Source organism: Pseudomonas sp. SYWMCR5, from assembly GCF_057197165.1.
This window is the reverse complement of the sequence record NZ_JBXUNH010000001.1, coordinates 899,533-917,294: the sequence shown is the minus strand read 5'-3', so window position 1 is coordinate 917,294 and position 17,762 is coordinate 899,533. Positions and strand designations below refer to the sequence as shown.

Below are 17,762 nucleotides of genomic sequence, written 5' to 3'. Positions count from 1 at the left end.
ACGAGCGTGTCACTGATCGCTTCCGACCAATTCCGCATCGTTGTCGGCCTCGGCAAGAGCGGCATGTCCCTGGTTCGCTTCCTGGCGAACCGGGGCATCGCCTTTGCGGTCGCCGATACCCGCGAGCAACCGCCGGAACTGGAGACCCTGCGCCGTGAATACCCGCAGGTGGAAGTGCGCTGTGGTGAACTGGATGTGGACTTCCTGTGCCGCGCCAACGAGCTTTACGTCAGCCCCGGCCTGGCACTGGCTACCCCGGCGTTGCAGCAGGCCGCCGCACGAGGCGTGAAGCTCTCCGGTGACATCGAACTGTTCGCCCGCCATGCCAAGGCGCCGATCATCGCGATCAGCGGCTCCAACGCCAAGAGCACCGTGACCACCCTGGTCGGCGAGATGGCTGCCAAGGCCGGCAAGCGCGTCGCTGTCGGTGGCAACCTCGGTACGCCGGCGCTGGACCTGCTCGACGATGCAGTCGAGTTGTATGTGATGGAGCTGTCGAGCTTCCAGCTGGAGACCACCGACCAGCTCAACGCCGAAGTGGCGACCGTACTGAATATCAGCGAAGACCACATGGATCGCTACAGTGGCCTGCCGGCCTATCACCTGGCCAAGCACCGCATCTTCCGGGGTGCGCGCCAAGTGGTGGTGAACCGTCAGGATGCCCTGAGCCGGCCGCTGCCGGTCGAGGGCATTCCATGCTGGACCTTCGGCCTCAACACCCCCGACTTCAAGGCCTTCGGCCTGCGTGATGTTGCGGGCGAGAAACACCTGGCATTCGAGTTCCGCACCCTGATGCCCGTGCGCGATCTGAAGATCCGCGGTGCGCACAACCAGAGCAATGCCCTGGCCGCCCTGGCCCTGGGCCATGCCGCCGGTCTGCCGTTCGAGCCGATGCTCGAAGCCCTGCGCGAGTTCAAGGGCCTTGTCCATCGCTGCCAGTGGATCCGCGAGCGTAATGGCGTGAACTGGTACGACGATTCCAAGGCCACCAACGTCGGTGCGGCACTGGCCGCCATCGAGGGCCTGGGCGCCGATATCGATGGCAAGCTGGTCCTGATCGCTGGCGGTGACGGCAAGGGGGCGGACTTCTCTGCTCTGCGCGAGCCGGTGGGCAAGCATTGCCGCGCCGTGGTGTTGCTGGGGCGTGACGCCGAGCGCCTGGCCGAGACCTTCGGCGACAGCGTGCCGCTGGTGCGGGTCAAGACCCTGGACGAAGCCGTGCAGCGCTGCGCCGAGCTCGCCCAGCCAGGTGACGCGGTGCTGCTGTCGCCGGCCTGCGCCAGCCTCGACATGTTCAAGAATTTTGAAGAGCGCGGGCGGCTGTTCGCCCAGGCGGCGGAGGGGCTGGCATGATCTTCGGTATCCTCAAGCCCTATCCCTCGCCGCTGATCAGCGGTCGTGGCATCGACCTGGACTTCCCGCTGCTGGCGGGCTGCCTGGCCCTGCTTGGCCTGGGCCTGGTGATGATCACCTCGGCCTCCTCGGAAGTCGCCGCGGTGCAGTCGGGCAACCCGCTTTACCACATGATCCGCCACCTGGTGTACGTCGCCCTGGGGCTGGGTGCCTGCGGCCTGACCATGATGGTGCCGATCGCCACCTGGCAGCGCATGGGCTTCCTCATGCTGATCGGCGCCTTCGGCCTGCTGGTGCTGGTGCTGGTACCAGGCATCGGCCGGGAGGTGAACGGTTCGATGCGCTGGATTGGCTTCAGCTTCTTCAACGTCCAGCCGTCGGAAATCGCCAAGGTCTTCGTGGTCATCTACCTCGCAGGTTACCTGGTGCGTCGTCAGACCGAGGTGCGCGAGAGCTGGATGGGCTTCTTCAAGCCGTTCATCGTTTTGCTGCCCATGGCCGGCCTGCTGCTGATGGAGCCTGACTTCGGCGCCACCGTGGTGATGATGGGCGCTGCGGCGGCCATGCTGTTCCTCGGTGGGGTGGGGCTGTTCCGCTTCTCGCTGATGGTGGTGCTGGCGGTGGTCGCGGTGTTCATTCTGGTTCAGGCGCAACCCTACCGGATGGCGCGCTTGATCACCTTCACCGACCCCTGGTCCGACCAGTTCGGTTCGGGCTACCAGCTGACCCAGGCACTGATTGCCTTCGGTCGTGGCGAGTGGCTGGGCGTCGGCCTGGGCAACAGCGTACAGAAACAGTTCTATCTGCCCGAGGCGCACACCGACTTCGTGTTCTCGGTGCTGGCCGAAGAGCTTGGCGTGGTTGGCTCGCTGTGCACCGTGGCACTGTTCGTGTTCGTCACCATCCGTGCCTTGTACATCGGCCTGTGGGCCGAGAAGGCCAAGCAGTTCTTCGCCGCCTACATGGCCTTCGGCCTGGCCTTCCTGTGGATCGGCCAGTTCCTGATCAACATTGGTGTGAACGTGGGCCTGCTGCCGACCAAGGGGCTGACGCTGCCATTCCTCAGCTACGGGGGCAGCTCGCTGGTGATCTGCTGCGCCTGTGTGGGGCTGTTGCTGCGTATCGAGTGGGAGAGTCGAACGCACCTGGGCAGCGAGGAACACGAGTTCAAAGAGAGCGATTTTGCCGAGGAGACCAGTCATGGCCGCTGATGGCAAGAACGTACTGATCATGGCCGGTGGCACCGGGGGGCATGTGTTCCCGGCCCTGGCCTGCGCCCGCGAATTCCAGGCGCGCGGCTACAGCGTGCATTGGCTGGGTACGCCACGGGGTATCGAGAACGAACTGGTGCCCCAGGCCGGCTTGCCGCTGCACCTGATCCAGGTCAGCGGGCTGCGTGGCAAGGGCAAGCTGTCGCTGCTCAAGGCGCCGTTCACCCTGGTCAAGGCCGTGCTGCAGGCGCGGCGCATCATTCGTGAGCTCAAGCCGGTGTGCGTGCTGGGCTTTGGCGGCTATGTCACAGGCCCTGGCGGTGTTGCCGCGCGGCTGTGCGGTGTGCCGCTGGTGATTCACGAACAGAATGCCCGCGCGGGTACCGCCAATCGGCTGCTGGTGCCACTGGCCGCACGAGTCTGCGAAGCTTTCCCCGACACCTTCGCTGCCAGCGAAAAACGTCGGACTACCGGTAACCCGGTGCGCCCGGAACTGTTCCTGGAAGCGCCCCGTGCGGCACTTGCCGAGCGTCGTGCGCGCCTTCTGGTGCTCGGCGGCAGCCTCGGTGCGGAACCATTGAACAAATTGCTGCCTAAGGCCCTGTCCGAAGTGACTGCAGACCTGCGTCCAGAGGTGTTCCACCAGGCTGGCAAGCAACATGCGTCGATCACCGCCGAGCGTTATCGCGAGGCCGGGATCGAGGCTCAGGTAGAGCCTTTCATCAAAGACATGGCCCACGCTTATGGCTGGGCCGACATGGTGGTGTGCCGGGCCGGCGCCCTGACCGTCAGCGAACTCGCGGCGGCGGGCCTGCCCTCGATGCTGGTGCCCTTGCCCCACGCGATCGACGATCACCAGACCCACAACGCGCAATATCTGGCTCGCGAAGGTGCTGCCTTCCTGATGCCACAAGCGACAACTGGCGCAGCGCAGCTCGCTGAACGCCTGAACGAGGTGCTGATGCAACCCGAGAAACTCAACACCATGGCCGGCACTGCACGTCGCCTGGCCAAGCCTGCTGCAACCAGCACCGTGGTCGATATCTGCCTGGAGGTGGCCCATGGTTGAAAGCCAGAAAGCCATGCCGCAGCCCAAGATGGGCCGCATTCGTCGCATTCACTTCGTCGGTATCGGCGGCGTGGGCATGTGCGGTATCGCCGAAGTGCTGCTGAACCTGGGCTACGAAGTGTCCGGTTCCGACCTCAAGGCCTCGCCGGTCACCCAGCGCCTGGAGTCGTTCGGCGCCGAAATTTTCGTGGGTCACCGTGCCGAGAACGCTGCCACCGCCGATGTACTGGTGGTTTCCAGCGCAATCAATCCGGCCAACCCTGAAGTTGCCACCGCGCTCGAGCGCCGTATCCCGGTGGTGCCGCGTGCCGAAATGCTGGCCGAGCTGATGCGCTACCGCCACGGCATCGCCGTCGCCGGTACCCACGGCAAGACCACCACCACCAGCCTGCTGGCCTCGGTGTTCGCTGCCGGCGGCCTGGATCCGACCTTCGTCATCGGTGGCCGTCTGACCGCCGCTGGCACCAACGCCCAGCTCGGTACCAGCCGCTACCTGATCGCCGAAGCCGATGAAAGCGATGCCAGCTTCCTGCACCTGCAGCCGATGGTCGCCGTCGTCACCAATATCGACGCCGACCACATGGCAACCTACGAAGGTGACTTCAACAAGCTGAAGAAGACCTTCGTCGAGTTCCTGCATAACCTGCCGTTCTACGGGCTGGCCGTGATGTGCCTGGACGATCCGGTCGTGCGCGAGATCCTGCCTCAGGTCAAGCGCCCCACCGTCACCTATGGCTTCAGCGAAGAGGCCGACATCCGCGCCATCAATGTGCGCCAGCAGGGCATGCAGACGCATTTCACCGTGCTGCGTCGCGACTGCGAGCCGCTGGAAGTGTCGGTGAACATGCCGGGCAACCACAACGTGCTCAACGCCCTGGCCACCATCGCCATCGCCACCGACGAGGGCATCAGTGACGATGCCATCATCCAGGGGCTGTCGGGCTTCCAGGGTGTGGGGCGACGCTTCCAGGTGTATGGCGAGCTGCCAGTCGAAGGCGGCAGCGTGATGCTGGTCGACGACTATGGCCATCACCCCACCGAAGTGGCGGCGGTGATCAAGGCCGTGCGCGGTGGTTGGCCGAGCCGGCGCCTGGTCATCGTCTACCAGCCGCACCGCTACAGCCGCACCCGCGATCTTTACGACGACTTCGTGCAGGTGCTGGGTGATGCCAACGTGCTGCTGCTGATGGAAGTCTATCCGGCCGGAGAGGAGCCGATCCCCGGCGCCGACAGCCGCCAGCTGTGCCACAGCATCCGCCAGCGCGGCAAGCTGGACCCGATCTACATCGAACGTGGCGCTGAGCTTGCGCCACTGGTTAAGCCGCTGCTGCGCGCCGGTGACATCCTGATCTGCCAGGGTGCCGGCGATGTGGGTGGCCTGGCCCCGCAACTGATGAAAAGCCCGCTGTTCGCTGGCGCTGTCGCCAAGCAGGAGAAACCGCTGTGAGTACCGCCTACGACAAACTGCACTCCACGCTCGACGTCAAGGCCTTCGGCCGCGTCGCCGTGCTCTATGGCGGCAAGAGCGCCGAGCGCGAGGTTTCGCTCAAGTCGGGTGCGGCGGTGATCGAGGCGCTGACCTCGGCCGGTGTGGATGTGGTTGCCATCGATGTGGGCGACGATCTGCTCGCGCGCCTGCAAAGCGAGAAGATCGACCGTGCCTTCATCATTCTTCACGGCCGCGGTGGTGAAGACGGCAGCATGCAAGGCTTGCTCGAGTGCCTGGGCATTCCCTACACCGGCAGCGGCATCCTTGCCTCGGCACTGGCCATGGACAAGCTGCGCACCAAGCAGGTGTGGCAGAGCCTGGGTATCCCGACCCCGCGTCACGCCGTGCTGGCCAGCGAAAGCGACTGTGTCGAGGCTGGCAAGGAACTGGGCTTCCCGCTGATCGTCAAACCGGCCCATGAAGGTTCCAGCATCGGCATGGCCAAGGTGAACAGTGTCGAAGAGCTTGTTGCCGCCTGGCAGGACGCCGCCCGCTACGACTCGCAGGTGCTGGTCGAGCAGTGGATCCATGGCCCGGAGTTCACCATTGCGGTGCTGCGCGGGCAGGTGCTGCCACCGATCGCACTGGGTACGCCGCACGTGTTCTACGACTACGACGCCAAGTACATCGCCAACGACACCCAGTACCGCATTCCCTGCGGCCTGGACGCCGGCAAGGAACAGGAACTGATGGACCTGACTGCACGCGCCTGCGATGCCATCGGCATCGAGGGCTGGGGCCGTCTGGATGTAATGCAGGACGAGCAGGGCCGGTTCTGGCTGCTCGAAGTCAACACCGCACCTGGCATGACTGATCATAGCCTGGTGCCCATGGCGGCCCGCGCGGCCGGTCTGGACTTCCAGCAACTGGTGCTGGCGATCCTGGCCGAAAGCGTAGCGACGCGAGGTTAAGAGCCATGCAAGGCGCGATGATACGTCAGCAGCAACCCGTTACCGGCCGTAGCAAGCCGGTGCCACGTGGTGCCAGCCGACTGGTGGCCGACGAGCCCGTATCGGCGCGCCTGCCACGACCCAGTTTCGGTGGGTTGAAACGCCTGCTGTGGCCGGTGCTGCTGGTCGCTGCCGGCTTCGGTGCCTATGAAGGCGCGATCCGCTTGATGCCTTACGCCGACCGGCCGATCACCAAGATCGCCGTGCAGGGTGATCTGAGCTACATCAGCCAGCAGGCGGTGCAGCAGCGTATCGCGCCTTATGTCGCCGCGAGCTTCTTCAGTGTCGACCTGCCGGCGATGCGTGCGGAGCTCGAGCAGATGCCATGGATCGCCCACGCCGAAGTGCGTCGGGTATGGCCGGACGAGGTGGTGATCCGCCTCGAGGAACAACTGCCGGTCGCGCGCTGGGGCGATGAGGCCTTGCTCAACAACCAGGGCCAGGCGTTCACCCCGCGCGAGCTGGCCAACTATGAGCATTTGCCGCAGCTGTTCGGGCCGCAGCGCGCTCAGCAACAAGTCATGCAGCAGTATCAGGTATTGAGCCAGATGCTGCGCCCCATGGGCTTCTCCATCGCTCGCCTGGAGCTGCGCGAGCGAGGCAGCTGGTTCCTGACCACTGGCGCGGGTAGCGCCGGTCCTGGCGTCGAGCTGCTGTTGGGGCGCGATCATCTGGTGGAGAAGATGCGCCGGTTCATTGCCATTTACGACAAGACACTCAAAGAGCAGATCACCAACATCGCCCGCATCGATCTGCGATACGCCAACGGATTAGCGGTTGGCTGGCGGGAACCGAATGCACCGACGACGGCCCAACCCGCCGTTGCGAAGAATTAGAGAGAGGCAGGACCATGGCAAACGCGCATAGCGGCAAAATGATCGTCGGGCTGGACATTGGCACCTCCAAGGTGGTGGCGCTGGTGGGCGAAGTGGCGGCGGACGGCACCCTGGAGATCGTCGGGATCGGGACGCATCCCTCCCGCGGCCTGAAGAAAGGCGTGGTGGTGAATATCGAGTCGACCGTGCAGTCGATCCAGCGCGCGGTGGAAGAAGCGCAGCTGATGGCCGGCTGCCGTATCCACTCGGCGTTCGTCGGTGTTGCCGGCAACCACATTCGCAGCCTGAACTCCCATGGCATCGTCGCCATCCGCGACCGTGAGGTCAGCGTCGCCGACCTCGAGCGCGTGCTCGACGCCGCCCAGGCCGTGGCCATCCCGGCCGACCAGCGCGTGCTGCACACCCTGCCGCAGGACTACGTGATCGACAATCAGGAAGGTGTGCGTGAGCCACTGGGCATGTCTGGCGTGCGTCTGGAGGCGAAAGTCCATGTGGTCACCTGCGCGGTCAACGCCGCCCAGAACATCGAGAAGTGCGTGCGCCGCTGCGGCCTCGAGATTGACGACATCATTCTCGAACAACTGGCCTCGGCTTACTCGGTGTTGACCGATGACGAGAAAGAACTGGGCGTGTGCCTGGTGGATATCGGCGGCGGCACCACCGACATCGCCATCTTCACCGAAGGCGCGATCCGCCACACCGCGGTGATCCCGATTGCTGGCGACCAGGTCACCAACGACATCGCCATGGCCCTGCGCACGCCCACGCAGTACGCCGAGGAAATCAAGATCCGCTACGCCTGCGCCCTGGCCAAGCTGGCCGGTGCCGGCGAGACCATCAAGGTGCCGAGTGTCGGCGATCGTCCGCCGCGCGAACTGTCGCGCCAGGCCCTGGCAGAAGTGGTCGAGCCGCGTTACGACGAACTCTTCACCCTGATCCAGGCCGAGTTGCGTCGCAGCGGCTACGAGGACCTGGTGCCGGCCGGCATCGTCCTTACCGGCGGTACTTCGAAGATGGAAGGCGCGGTGGAACTGGCCGAAGAAATCTTCCACATGCCGGTACGCCTCGGCGTGCCGCACAGCGTTCGGGGGCTGAGCGACGTGGTGCGCAACCCGATCTATTCAACCGGCGTGGGACTGCTCACCTACGGCCTGCAAAAGCAGACCGAGGACCTGCCCCTGACCGGCAACAGCAGCAGCAACAGCTATGGCGATGAACCTAAGGCCCCGGTGCTTGAGCGCTTCAAGCGCTGGGTCCAAGGCAACTTCTAAGTTTCAAAGCAGTAGTGGTAGGCGCAAAAACTAGAGAACTGTAAGGAGAGGGAAAATGTTCGAGCTCGTAGACAACGTCCCGCAAAGCCCGGTCATCAAAGTGATCGGTGTCGGTGGTGGTGGTGGCAACGCCGTCAACCACATGGTCAAAAGCAGCATCGAAGGTGTGGAATTCATCTGCGCCAACACCGATGCCCAGGCGCTGAAGAACATTGGCGCACGCACCATCCTGCAACTGGGGACCGGTGTGACCAAGGGCCTGGGTGCCGGTGCCAATCCGGAAGTCGGTCGTCAGGCCGCGCTGGAAGACCGTGAGCGCATCGCCGAAGTGCTGCAAGGCACCAACATGGTGTTCATCACCACCGGCATGGGCGGCGGTACCGGTACCGGTGCTGCGCCGATCATCGCCGAAGTGGCCAAGGAAATGGGCATCCTCACCGTTGCGGTGGTGACCCGTCCGTTCCCGTTCGAGGGTCGCAAGCGCATGCAGATCGCCGACGAAGGCATCCGCATGCTGGCTGAAAGCGTCGACTCGCTGATCACCATCCCCAACGAGAAGCTGCTGACCATCCTGGGCAAGGATGCAAGCCTGCTGTCTGCCTTCGCCAAGGCCGACGACGTGCTGGCTGGCGCCGTGCGCGGTATCTCCGACATCATCAAGCGTCCGGGCATGATCAACGTCGACTTCGCCGACGTACGCACCGTGATGGGCGAGATGGGCATGGCGATGATGGGCACTGGCTGCGCCAGCGGTCCGAACCGCGCTCGCGAAGCCACCGAAGCGGCGATTCGCAACCCGCTGCTCGAAGACGTCAACCTGCAGGGTGCCCGCGGTATTCTGGTAAACATCACCGCAGGTCCTGACCTGTCGCTGGGTGAGTACTCCGATGTGGGTAGCATCATCGAGGCCTTCGCCTCCGACCACGCAATGGTCAAGGTCGGCACCGTGATCGATCCTGACATGCGCGACGAGCTGCACGTCACCGTGGTTGCCACTGGCCTGGGTGCGCGCATCGAGAAGCCGGTCAAGGTCGTCGACAATACCCTGCAGACCGCACAGCAGGTGTACGAGTCCTCCAATCCGGCCCCGGTTCGCCAGGAGCAGTCGGCGGTGAACTACCGTGACCTGGAGCGTCCGACCGTGATGCGCAACCAGGCGCATGCAGGCGCTGCGGCCGCGGCTAAACTCAACCCACAGGACGATCTGGACTACCTTGACATCCCGGCCTTCCTGCGTCGCCAGGCCGATTGATGGAATTTATCAGGGGTATAAGGGTGATTGGTGTTCAGCAAAGGCCGGGTCTGCTATCATTCTCAGCCTTTGTTGATACCAATTCGCAATTAGCGCTAAAGCGGCCAATGCCATGATTAGACAACGCACCCTGAAGAATACCATTCGTGCCACAGGTGTCGGCCTGCATTCCGGAGAGAAGGTCTACCTGACTCTCAAGCCAGCACCCGTGGATACCGGCATCGTTTTCCGCCGCGCCGACCTCGACCCTGTGGTCGAAATCCCGGCGCGTGCGGCCAACGTCGGCGAGACAACCATGTCGACGACGCTGGTCAACGGTGACGTCAAGGTCGATACGGTAGAGCACCTGCTCTCCGCCATGGCGGGCCTGGGCATCGATAACGCCTACGTCGAGCTCTCCGCCTCGGAAGTGCCGATCATGGATGGCAGCGCCGGACCCTTTGTATTCCTGATTCAGTCCGCCGGCCTGGAAGAACAGGACGCCGCGAAAAAGTTCATCCGCATCCTGCGCGAAGTGAGCGTGGAGGAGGGCGACAAGCGCGCCACCTTCCTGCCTTTCGACGGGTTCAAGGTGAGCTTCGAGATCGACTTCGATCATCCGGTCCTCAAGGGCCAGACCCAGAGTGCAGTGGTTGATTTCTCCAGCACGTCGTTCGTGAAGGAAGTCAGCCGAGCACGCACCTTCGGTTTCATGCGTGACATCGAGTACCTGCGCAAGCACAACCTTGCGTTGGGCGGCAGTGTCGAGAACGCCATCGTGGTCGACGAGACCGGTGTGCTCAACGAAGACGGACTTCGCTCCGATGACGAATTCGTCAAGCACAAGATCCTCGACGCCATCGGCGACCTCTATCTGCTGGGCAACAGCCTGATCGGCGAGTTCAAGGGCTACAAGTCCGGACACGCGCTGAACAACCAGTTGCTGCGCAAGCTGATCGCGGAAACGGACGCCTGGGAAGTGGTCACTTTCGAAGATGCCAGTACGGCACCGATCTCCTACATGCGCCCTGTTGCGGCCGTGTAAGTTCGAACACTCTCTAGTTCATTGAGGCCACCTTCGGGTGGCCTTTTTTATTGGCGCGCCCATGGCAGAGCAGTGTTTGGCACTTTCGGAAATAGCGCCGGGAACTTCAGGTCTTGTCGTGGGCGTGTGCAGCAAGCCGCTCCAGCGCGGCCCGCAGTTTTTCGTCACCAATGCCTTGCGCTGTCTCGCGCAGGCTTTGTGCCGCCTGTTGCGACAACTCGGTGGTCTGTGTCGGGCGGGCGGGGGCGCCGACGGGTGGTTGCACCTGGAATCTGATGCGCTGCAGGTTGGCGAAGGCGTCCATGGCGCGCAGCGTGGTCAGCAGGCGCTTCTGCTGGTAGCGCAGACGGGTGGCCCAATGGCCGTCGGTCACCACCAGGAGCAAACAGCCATCGCGCCAGGAGGCCACATGACAGTGTGCCCGGGCAGCGGGCTGCAACTGGCTTTCCAGCAAACGCTGCAGATGCTCGAGGCGCTCGGCCTGGTTGAGCAGCAGGCGCAGCGGCCTGGCCTGGCGCAGCAAGGCGGCGGGTGGCTGGGCGGAAGGGGGTTTGTAGGCCATCTGAGTACGCATGAGGTTACAAGATTGGCAGTCTAACAGATGCCACCAGGGCCGTTGCCTGTGCCGGACGCTTTGCCGGCAGCCCGCTGCTGAGGACGGTGCAGCGCGTGTGCGCGCAGGCCTGCGCGCGAGGCGGCCCAACACGTTTCATGTCTGGCTGCCTTGAACTTGGTGAAAATGTCCCTATGTTAGAGAAGCCCCGTTAAAAGCGCTGTGCCAGCATCGTGGAAATCCACCACTTTCCTCACCAACGTTTCCGGGTAGAATGCTCGTTCGCATGCGGCCCAAGGGCTGCACGGGCGACTCACGGGGCCGCCCTCCATCCCTAAGTGTGGAAGATCCTGCCGATATGTTTGCGCCTTTGTTAAAAAAACTTTTTGGAAGCAAGAACGAGCGTGAAATCAAGCGCATGCTCAAGACGGTCAGCACCGTCAATGCCTTCGAAGAGAAGATGGTGGCCCTCTCCGACGAGCAACTGCGTGGCAAGACCGCAGAGTTCAAAGAGCGCCTGGCCAAAGGCGAAACCCTCGACCAGCTGTTGCCCGAAGCCTTCGCCGTGGCCCGTGAGGCCGGCAAGCGTGTCATGGGCATGCGCCACTTCGATGTCCAGCTCATAGGCGGCATGACCCTGCACGAGGGCATGATCGCAGAAATGCGTACCGGTGAAGGCAAGACCTTGGTCGGTACTCTGGCGGTATACCTGAACGCGCTGTCCGGCAAGGGCGTGCACGTGGTCACGGTCAACGACTACCTGGCTCGCCGTGACGCCAACTGGATGCGTCCGCTTTACGAATTCCTCGGCCTCAAGGTGGGCATCGTCTCGGCCTTCCAGCCGCCGGAGGAAAAGCGCGCCGCCTATGCTGCCGACATCACCTACGGCACCAACAACGAATTCGGTTTCGACTACCTGCGCGACAACATGGCGTTCAGCCAGGACGAGAAGTTCCAGCGTGAGCTGAACTTCGCCGTGATCGACGAAGTCGACTCCATCCTCATCGACGAAGCGCGTACCCCGCTGATCATCTCGGGCCAGGCCGAAGACAGCTCCAAGCTGTACATCGAGATCAATCGCCTGATCCCGCGCCTGAAGCAGCACATCGAAGAAGTCGAAGGCCAGGTGACTCAAGAGGGTCACTTCACCATCGACGAGAAGAGCCGCCAGGTCGAGCTCAACGAGGCAGGTCACCAGTTCATCGAAGAGATGCTCACCCAGTCCGGCCTGCTGGCCGAAGGCGAGAGCCTCTACTCGGCCCACAACCTGGGCCTGCTCACCCATGTCTACGCGGGCCTGCGTGCGCACAAGCTGTTCCACCGCAACGTCGAGTACATCGTCCAGGACGGTCAGATCCTGCTGATCGACGAGCATACCGGCCGCACCATGCCAGGCCGTCGCCTGTCCGAGGGCCTGCACCAGGCCATCGAGGCGAAGGAAAACCTGAACATCCAGGCCGAAAGCCAGACCCTGGCCTCGACCACCTTCCAGAACTACTTCCGTCTCTACACCAAGCTGTCCGGCATGACCGGTACCGCCGACACCGAAGCGTTCGAGTTTGCCCAGATCTACAGCCTCAACGTGATGGTCATTCCGCCGAACAAGCCGCTGGCTCGGAAAGACTTCAACGACCTGGTCTACCTCACCGCCGACGAGAAGTACGCAGCGATCATCGCCGACATCAAGGAAAGCATGGCCCAGGGCCGTCCTGTCCTGGTGGGTACCGCGACCATCGAGACCTCCGAGCACATGTCCAACCTTCTGCAGAAGGAAGGCATCGACCACAAGGTCCTGAACGCCAAGTATCACGAAAAGGAAGCCGAGATCATCGCCCAGGCCGGTGCGCCGGGCGCCCTGACCATCGCCACCAACATGGCCGGTCGTGGTACCGACATCCTGCTGGGCGGTAACTGGGAAGCCGAAGTCGCCGCACTGGAGAACCCGACCAGCGAGCAGATCGCGCAGATCAAGGCCGACTGGCAGAAGCGCCACCAGCAGGTTCTGGAAGCCGGTGGCCTGCACGTGATCGCCTCTGAGCGTCACGAGTCGCGTCGTATCGACAACCAGTTGCGCGGTCGTGCCGGCCGTCAGGGCGATGCCGGTTCGAGCCGTTTCTACCTGTCGCTGGAAGACAGCCTGATGCGTATCTTCGCCTCCGACCGGGTGAAGAACTTCATGAAGGCGCTGGGCATGCAATCCGGCGAGGCCATCGAGCACCGCATGGTCACCAACGCCATCGAAAAGGCGCAGCGCAAGGTCGAAGGTCGCAACTTCGACATCCGCAAGCAGCTGCTCGAATACGACGACGTGGCCAACGAGCAGCGCAAGGTGATCTACCACATGCGCAACAGCCTGCTGGCTGCCGAGAACATCGGCGACACCATCGCCGAGTTCCGCAAGGAAGTGCTCGACGCCACCATCAGCCAGCACATTCCGCCGCAGTCGCTGCCCGAGCAGTGGGACGTGGCCGGTCTTGAGGCTTCGCTGTCCAGCGACTTTGCCATGAAGCTGCCGATCCAGCAGTGGCTCGACGAGGACGATCACCTCTACGAGGAAACCCTGCGCGAGAAGCTGCTGAACGAGATCACCACCGCCTACACCGAGAAGGAAGACCAGGCCGGCATCGACGCCCTGCGCACCTTCGAGAAGCAGATTCTGCTGCGTGTGGTGGACGACCTGTGGAAAGACCACCTGTCGACCATGGACCACCTGCGTCACGGTATCCACCTGCGCGGCTACGCCCAGAAGAACCCGAAGCAGGAGTACAAGCGCGAGTCGTTCACCCTGTTCCAGGAGCTGCTGGAGTCGATCAAGCGCGACACCATCCGTGTGCTGTCGCACGTCCAGGTCCGCCGCGAAGACCCTGCCGAAGAAGAAGCCCGCCTGCGCCGCGAGGCCGAGGCGCTGGCCAGCCGCATGCAGTTCCAGCACGCCGCTGCCCCAGGTCTGGAAGGCGAGCAACTGAGCGAGGAGGGCGCCGATGTGGCAGTTGCCTCTGCGCCGGTTCGCAACGAACAGAAGCTGGGCCGCAACGAGCCGTGCTGGTGTGGTTCGGGCAAGAAATTCAAGCATTGCCATGGTCAGATCGAGTGATTCGATCCGTCACCTGACATCTACAGGGCCGCTTGACGGCCCATCGCGGCACAAGGCCGCTCCTGCAGGCATCGCACAGAACCTGTAGGAGCGGCCTTGTGCCGCGATGGGGCGCAAAGCGGCCCCGCTTTTCGCAAACCATTCATTTTCTAGGAGCGCTTCAATGGCTGTCGGTCTCGGTCCCCTGCCTACCCTGCACCCGGTTCCCGGTTTCGAACTCGGCATCGCTTCGGCGGGCATCAAGCGCCCTGGGCGCAAGGACGTGGTGGTGATGCGCTGCGCCGAAGGCTCCAGCGTTGCTGGCGTGTTCACCCTCAACGCCTTCTGCGCCGCTCCCGTGATCCTCTCCAAGCAGCGCGTGCAGGGGACCGTGCGCTACCTGCTGACCAACACCGGTAATGCCAACGCTGGTACCGGTGCGCCGGGCCTGGCCGCCGCCGAGCGCACCTGCGCCAAGCTGGCCGAGCTGACGGGCGTGCCTGCCGAGTCCGTGCTGCCATTCTCCACCGGCGTGATCGGCGAGCCGCTGCCGGTCGAGAAGATCGAAGGTGCGCTGCAGGCTGCGTTGGACAACCTTTCGGAAAACCACTGGGCCGAAGCCGCTACTGGCATCATGACCACCGACACCCTGCCCAAGGGGGCCAGCCGCCAGTTCCAGCACGACGGCGTCACCGTCACCGTCACCGGTATCAGCAAGGGTGCGGGCATGATCCGTCCGAACATGGCCACCATGCTCGGCTACATCGCCACCGACGCCAAGGTCGCCCCGGCTGTGCTCAAGGACCTGATGCTCGACGGCGCCAACAAGTCGTTCAATCGCATCACCATCGACGGCGACACTTCGACCAACGACTGCTGCATGCTGATCGCCACCGGCAAGGCCAACCTGCCGGAGGTGACCGAAGCGAGCGGCGCGCTGTTCGAGGCGCTGAAGAAGGCCGTGTTCGAGGTGTGCATGGAAGTGGCCCAGGCCATCGTCCGTGACGGCGAAGGCGCGACCAAGTTCGTCACCGTGCAGGTCAACGGTGGTGGTAATCACCAGGAATGCCTGGACGTCGGCTATGCCGTCGCTCATTCGCCGCTGATCAAGACTGCGCTGTTCGCCTCCGATCCCAACTGGGGCCGCATCCTGGCCGCTGTCGGCCGTGCAGGCGTGCCGGAGCTGGACGTCAGCCTGATCGATGTGTACCTGGACAGCGTGTGCATCGCCAGCAAGGGCGGTCGCAGCCCGAGCTACACCGAAGAGCAAGGCTCGGCGGTGATGGCCCAGGAAGAGATCACCATCCGTATCGAGCTGGGTCGCGGCCAGTGCAGCGAAACCATCTGGACCACCGACCTGTCCCACGAGTACGTAAAGATCAACGCTGAGTACCGTACCTGATCCACCCAAGGCCGCTCCCACACGCTCGCAGGCCTGTGGGAGCGGCCTTGTGCCGCGATGGGCTGCGCAGCAGCCCCGAATCCCAAGATTTAACGGAGCCGAACCATGAGCTATCACCTGATCATCGGCGACAAGCTGTATTCCTCCTGGTCGCTGCGCGGTGCCCTGGCCCTGGAGCTGGCAGGCGTCGGTTATGACGAGACACTGATCAAGCTCAACCAGCCCGATACTCGCAAGCGCCTCCTCGAATTCTCGGCCACCGGCAAGGTTCCGCTGCTCAAGACCGAGCACGGTGTGATCGCCGACTCCCTGGCCATCGCCGAATACCTCAACGAACAGCATCCCGAGGCGCAGCTGTGGCCGGCGGATGTCGCTGCGCGTGCCCAGGCGCGATCGGCTTGTGCGCAGATGCACAGCGGTTTCTTCGCCTTGCGTGGTGCGATGCCGTTCGATCTGTCGCGCGACCAGGCCCTGGACAGCGTGCCGCTCGAAGTGCAGGTCGATATCGATCGCATCGTCGCCTTGTGGGCGGAGTGCCGTCTGATGGCCAAGGACGGCGGCCCGTTCCTGTTCGGACGACCCACACTGGCCGATGCCTTCTTCGCCCCGGTGGCAGTGCGTTTGCGTACCTATCGTGTGCAAGTGCCTGCGGATGCCGCGGCCTACATCGAAACGATCTACAACTGGCAAGCCTTCCAGGCTTGGCAGAAGGCGGGCCTGCTGGAGCGTAAAGGGTGAAGCGGATTCATGTAGTTGCAGCGGTCATTCGCGGCGCCGACGGGCGCATCCTGATCGCACGTCGCGCCGACACCCAGCACCAGGGCGGCCTGTGGGAGTTCCCCGGCGGCAAGGTGGAAGAGGGCGAGGGCGTCGAGGCCGCGCTGGCCCGTGAGCTGCACGAGGAGTTGGGTATCGCCGTCAGCGCCTCTCGGCCGCTGATCAAGGTCAGCCATGACTACCCGGACAAGCAGGTGCTGCTGGACGTGCGTGAGGTGTCGGCCTTCAGCGGCGAGCCCCACGGCGCCGAGGGCCAGCCATTGGCGTGGGTTGCGCCGCGAGATCTGGAGCAGTATGCGTTTCCCGAGGCCAACAAACCGATCGTGGCGGCTACGCGCCTGCCGGACCAGTACCTGATCACCCCGGATGGGCTCGATACCCCCGTGTTGCTGCGGGGCATCCAGCAGGCAGTGGCCTCGGGTATCAGGCTTATCCAGTTGCGTGCGCCAGACATGTACGACCCCAAGTACCGCGATGTGGCGGTGGATGCGGTCGGCCTCTGTGCGGGCAAGGCCCTGCTGATGCTCAAGGGGCCACTGGAGTGGCTGGGTGACTTCCCGTCCGCGGGTTGGCACCTGACGGCGGCGCAATTGCGCAAGTACGCTGCCAAGGGGCGACCGTTTCCGCAGAATCGCTGGCTGGCGGCGTCCTGCCATGGCGCCGAGGAACTGGAGCTGGCACGGCAGATGGGCGTGGATTTTGTCACCCTGTCGCCAGTGCAGCCGACCCAGACCCACCCCGAGGCCACGCCGATGGGCTGGGAGGAGGCGCAGCGGTTGATCGCAGGCTTCAACCAGCCGGTGTTCCTGCTGGGCGGGGTCGGGCCGGGTGAGCGTGAGCGTGCCTGGGAGGCTGGCGCGCAAGGTGTTGCAGGGATTCGGGCGTTCTGGCCCGAAGTCTGAATATCTGGGGCCGCTTTGCGGCCCCGATAATTTCAGCCCTGCGGTTTCTCGGCAGGCTGCCACAGCACCTCGGCTATCCCCTGGCGTCGCCCGATGATCCGCGATGCGACAAACAGCAGGTCCGACAGCCGGTTGATGTAGGCCAACCCCACCCCTTCAAGCGGTTCGATGGCATTCAACTGCTGGCAGCGCCGCTCCGCCCCCCGCGCCTGGGCGCGGCACACATGGGCCTGGGCCACCAGTGCCGAGCCGCTGGGCAGAATGAAATTCTTCAGCGGCCCTAGCTCCTCGTTCCACCTATCGATGGCCGCTTCCAGGCGTTGTACCTCCGCTTGGTCCAGCGCCTGGTAGCTGGGCATCGCCAGCTCGCCGCCGAGGTCGAACAGACGATGCTGACAAGGCGCCAGCACCTCGCTCAGTTCATCCAGGCCGTGCTCGGCCAGCCCCGCGAGCAGCACGCCCAACTGGCTGTTGAGCATGTCCACCTCGCCGATGGCTTCGATGCGCGGATGATCCTTGGGGACGCGGCGACCGTCGCCAAGGCCGGTCTCGCCCTTGTCGCCGGTGCGGGTGTAGATCTTCGACAGGCGATAGCCCATG

Annotated in this window: 15 protein-coding genes; 13 read left to right on the top strand and 2 right to left on the bottom strand. The window is 63.8% G+C overall.

What is annotated here, in order from left to right; genetic code table 11:
• Positions 1-6 precede the first annotated feature (6 nt).
• From murD to lpxC, 9 genes are all read left to right on the top strand, one after another.
• The gene (gene murD / locus AC2CGW_RS04320) at positions 7-1,353 is read left to right on the top strand and encodes a UDP-N-acetylmuramoyl-L-alanine--D-glutamate ligase (protein WP_186718769.1); all 1,347 of its coding nucleotides are present in this window, start codon (positions 7-9) and stop codon (positions 1,351-1,353) included.
• Positions 1,350-2,564 carry a putative lipid II flippase FtsW gene (gene ftsW / locus AC2CGW_RS04315; protein WP_189657504.1) on the top strand — a complete coding sequence of 405 codons (1,215 nt, stop codon included), beginning with the start codon at positions 1,350-1,352 and terminating at the stop codon, positions 2,562-2,564. The genes murD and ftsW overlap by 4 nt, the downstream gene beginning before the upstream one ends.
• Positions 2,554-3,633: an undecaprenyldiphospho-muramoylpentapeptide beta-N-acetylglucosaminyltransferase gene (murG, locus tag AC2CGW_RS04310; protein WP_186718770.1), complete on the top strand. Its 1,080-nt coding sequence runs from the start codon at positions 2,554-2,556 to the stop codon at positions 3,631-3,633. Before ftsW ends, murG begins: the two co-directional genes overlap by 11 nt.
• Positions 3,626-5,080, top strand: a complete 1,455-nt coding sequence (gene murC, locus AC2CGW_RS04305; RefSeq protein ID WP_054894009.1) for a UDP-N-acetylmuramate--L-alanine ligase — start codon at positions 3,626-3,628, stop codon at positions 5,078-5,080. The genes murG and murC overlap by 8 nt, the downstream gene beginning before the upstream one ends.
• Entirely contained in the window at positions 5,077-6,033 is a 957-nt protein-coding gene (locus AC2CGW_RS04300) for a D-alanine--D-alanine ligase (RefSeq protein ID WP_186668037.1), read from the top strand. The genes murC and AC2CGW_RS04300 overlap by 4 nt, the downstream gene beginning before the upstream one ends.
• 5 nt (positions 6,034-6,038) lie before the next feature.
• Positions 6,039-6,908 (top strand): cell division protein FtsQ/DivIB, encoded by an 870-nt coding sequence (locus AC2CGW_RS04295; protein WP_186668035.1) that lies wholly within the window; start codon positions 6,039-6,041, stop codon positions 6,906-6,908.
• 14 nt (positions 6,909-6,922) lie between these two features.
• Entirely contained in the window at positions 6,923-8,179 is a 1,257-nt protein-coding gene (ftsA, locus tag AC2CGW_RS04290) for a cell division protein FtsA (RefSeq protein ID WP_054894012.1), read from the top strand.
• Positions 8,180-8,234: 55 nt separating this feature from the next.
• Positions 8,235-9,431: a cell division protein FtsZ gene (gene ftsZ / locus AC2CGW_RS04285; RefSeq protein ID WP_054894013.1), complete on the top strand. Its 1,197-nt coding sequence runs from the start codon at positions 8,235-8,237 to the stop codon at positions 9,429-9,431.
• 112 nt (positions 9,432-9,543) lie between these two features.
• Positions 9,544-10,455: a UDP-3-O-acyl-N-acetylglucosamine deacetylase gene (gene lpxC, locus AC2CGW_RS04280; protein WP_054894014.1), complete on the top strand. Its 912-nt coding sequence runs from the start codon at positions 9,544-9,546 to the stop codon at positions 10,453-10,455.
• Between the two features lie 106 nt (positions 10,456-10,561).
• Here lpxC and AC2CGW_RS04275 read toward each other — a convergent pair whose 3' ends face one another.
• Positions 10,562-11,017, bottom strand: coding sequence for a DUF721 domain-containing protein (locus tag AC2CGW_RS04275; protein WP_186668033.1), 456 nt, complete (start codon positions 11,015-11,017; stop codon positions 10,562-10,564).
• A 349-nt stretch (positions 11,018-11,366) separates the two neighbouring features.
• Here AC2CGW_RS04275 and secA point away from each other — a divergent pair, with 349 nt between their 5' ends.
• From secA to AC2CGW_RS04255, 4 genes are all read left to right on the top strand, one after another.
• Positions 11,367-14,102: a preprotein translocase subunit SecA gene (secA, locus tag AC2CGW_RS04270; RefSeq protein WP_186710312.1), complete on the top strand. Its 2,736-nt coding sequence runs from the start codon at positions 11,367-11,369 to the stop codon at positions 14,100-14,102.
• A gap of 163 nt (positions 14,103-14,265) precedes the next feature.
• A complete protein-coding gene (gene argJ / locus AC2CGW_RS04265) occupies positions 14,266-15,483 on the top strand; it encodes a bifunctional glutamate N-acetyltransferase/amino-acid acetyltransferase ArgJ (RefSeq protein ID WP_186668030.1) in 1,218 nt (405 codons plus the stop codon).
• A 105-nt stretch (positions 15,484-15,588) separates the two neighbouring features.
• Positions 15,589-16,221 carry a glutathione S-transferase family protein gene (locus AC2CGW_RS04260; RefSeq protein ID WP_186668028.1) on the top strand — a complete coding sequence of 211 codons (633 nt, stop codon included), beginning with the start codon at positions 15,589-15,591 and terminating at the stop codon, positions 16,219-16,221.
• A complete protein-coding gene (locus AC2CGW_RS04255; RefSeq protein WP_186710313.1) occupies positions 16,218-17,162 on the top strand; it encodes a Nudix family hydrolase in 945 nt (314 codons plus the stop codon). Before AC2CGW_RS04260 ends, AC2CGW_RS04255 begins: the two co-directional genes overlap by 4 nt.
• Before the next feature lie 32 nt (positions 17,163-17,194).
• On the opposite strand, the gene AC2CGW_RS04250 is transcribed toward AC2CGW_RS04255, so the two are convergent.
• Entirely contained in the window at positions 17,195-17,761 is a 567-nt protein-coding gene (locus AC2CGW_RS04250; protein WP_186668024.1) for a cob(I)yrinic acid a,c-diamide adenosyltransferase, read from the bottom strand.
• Between the last annotated feature and the right edge of the window lies 1 nt (position 17,762).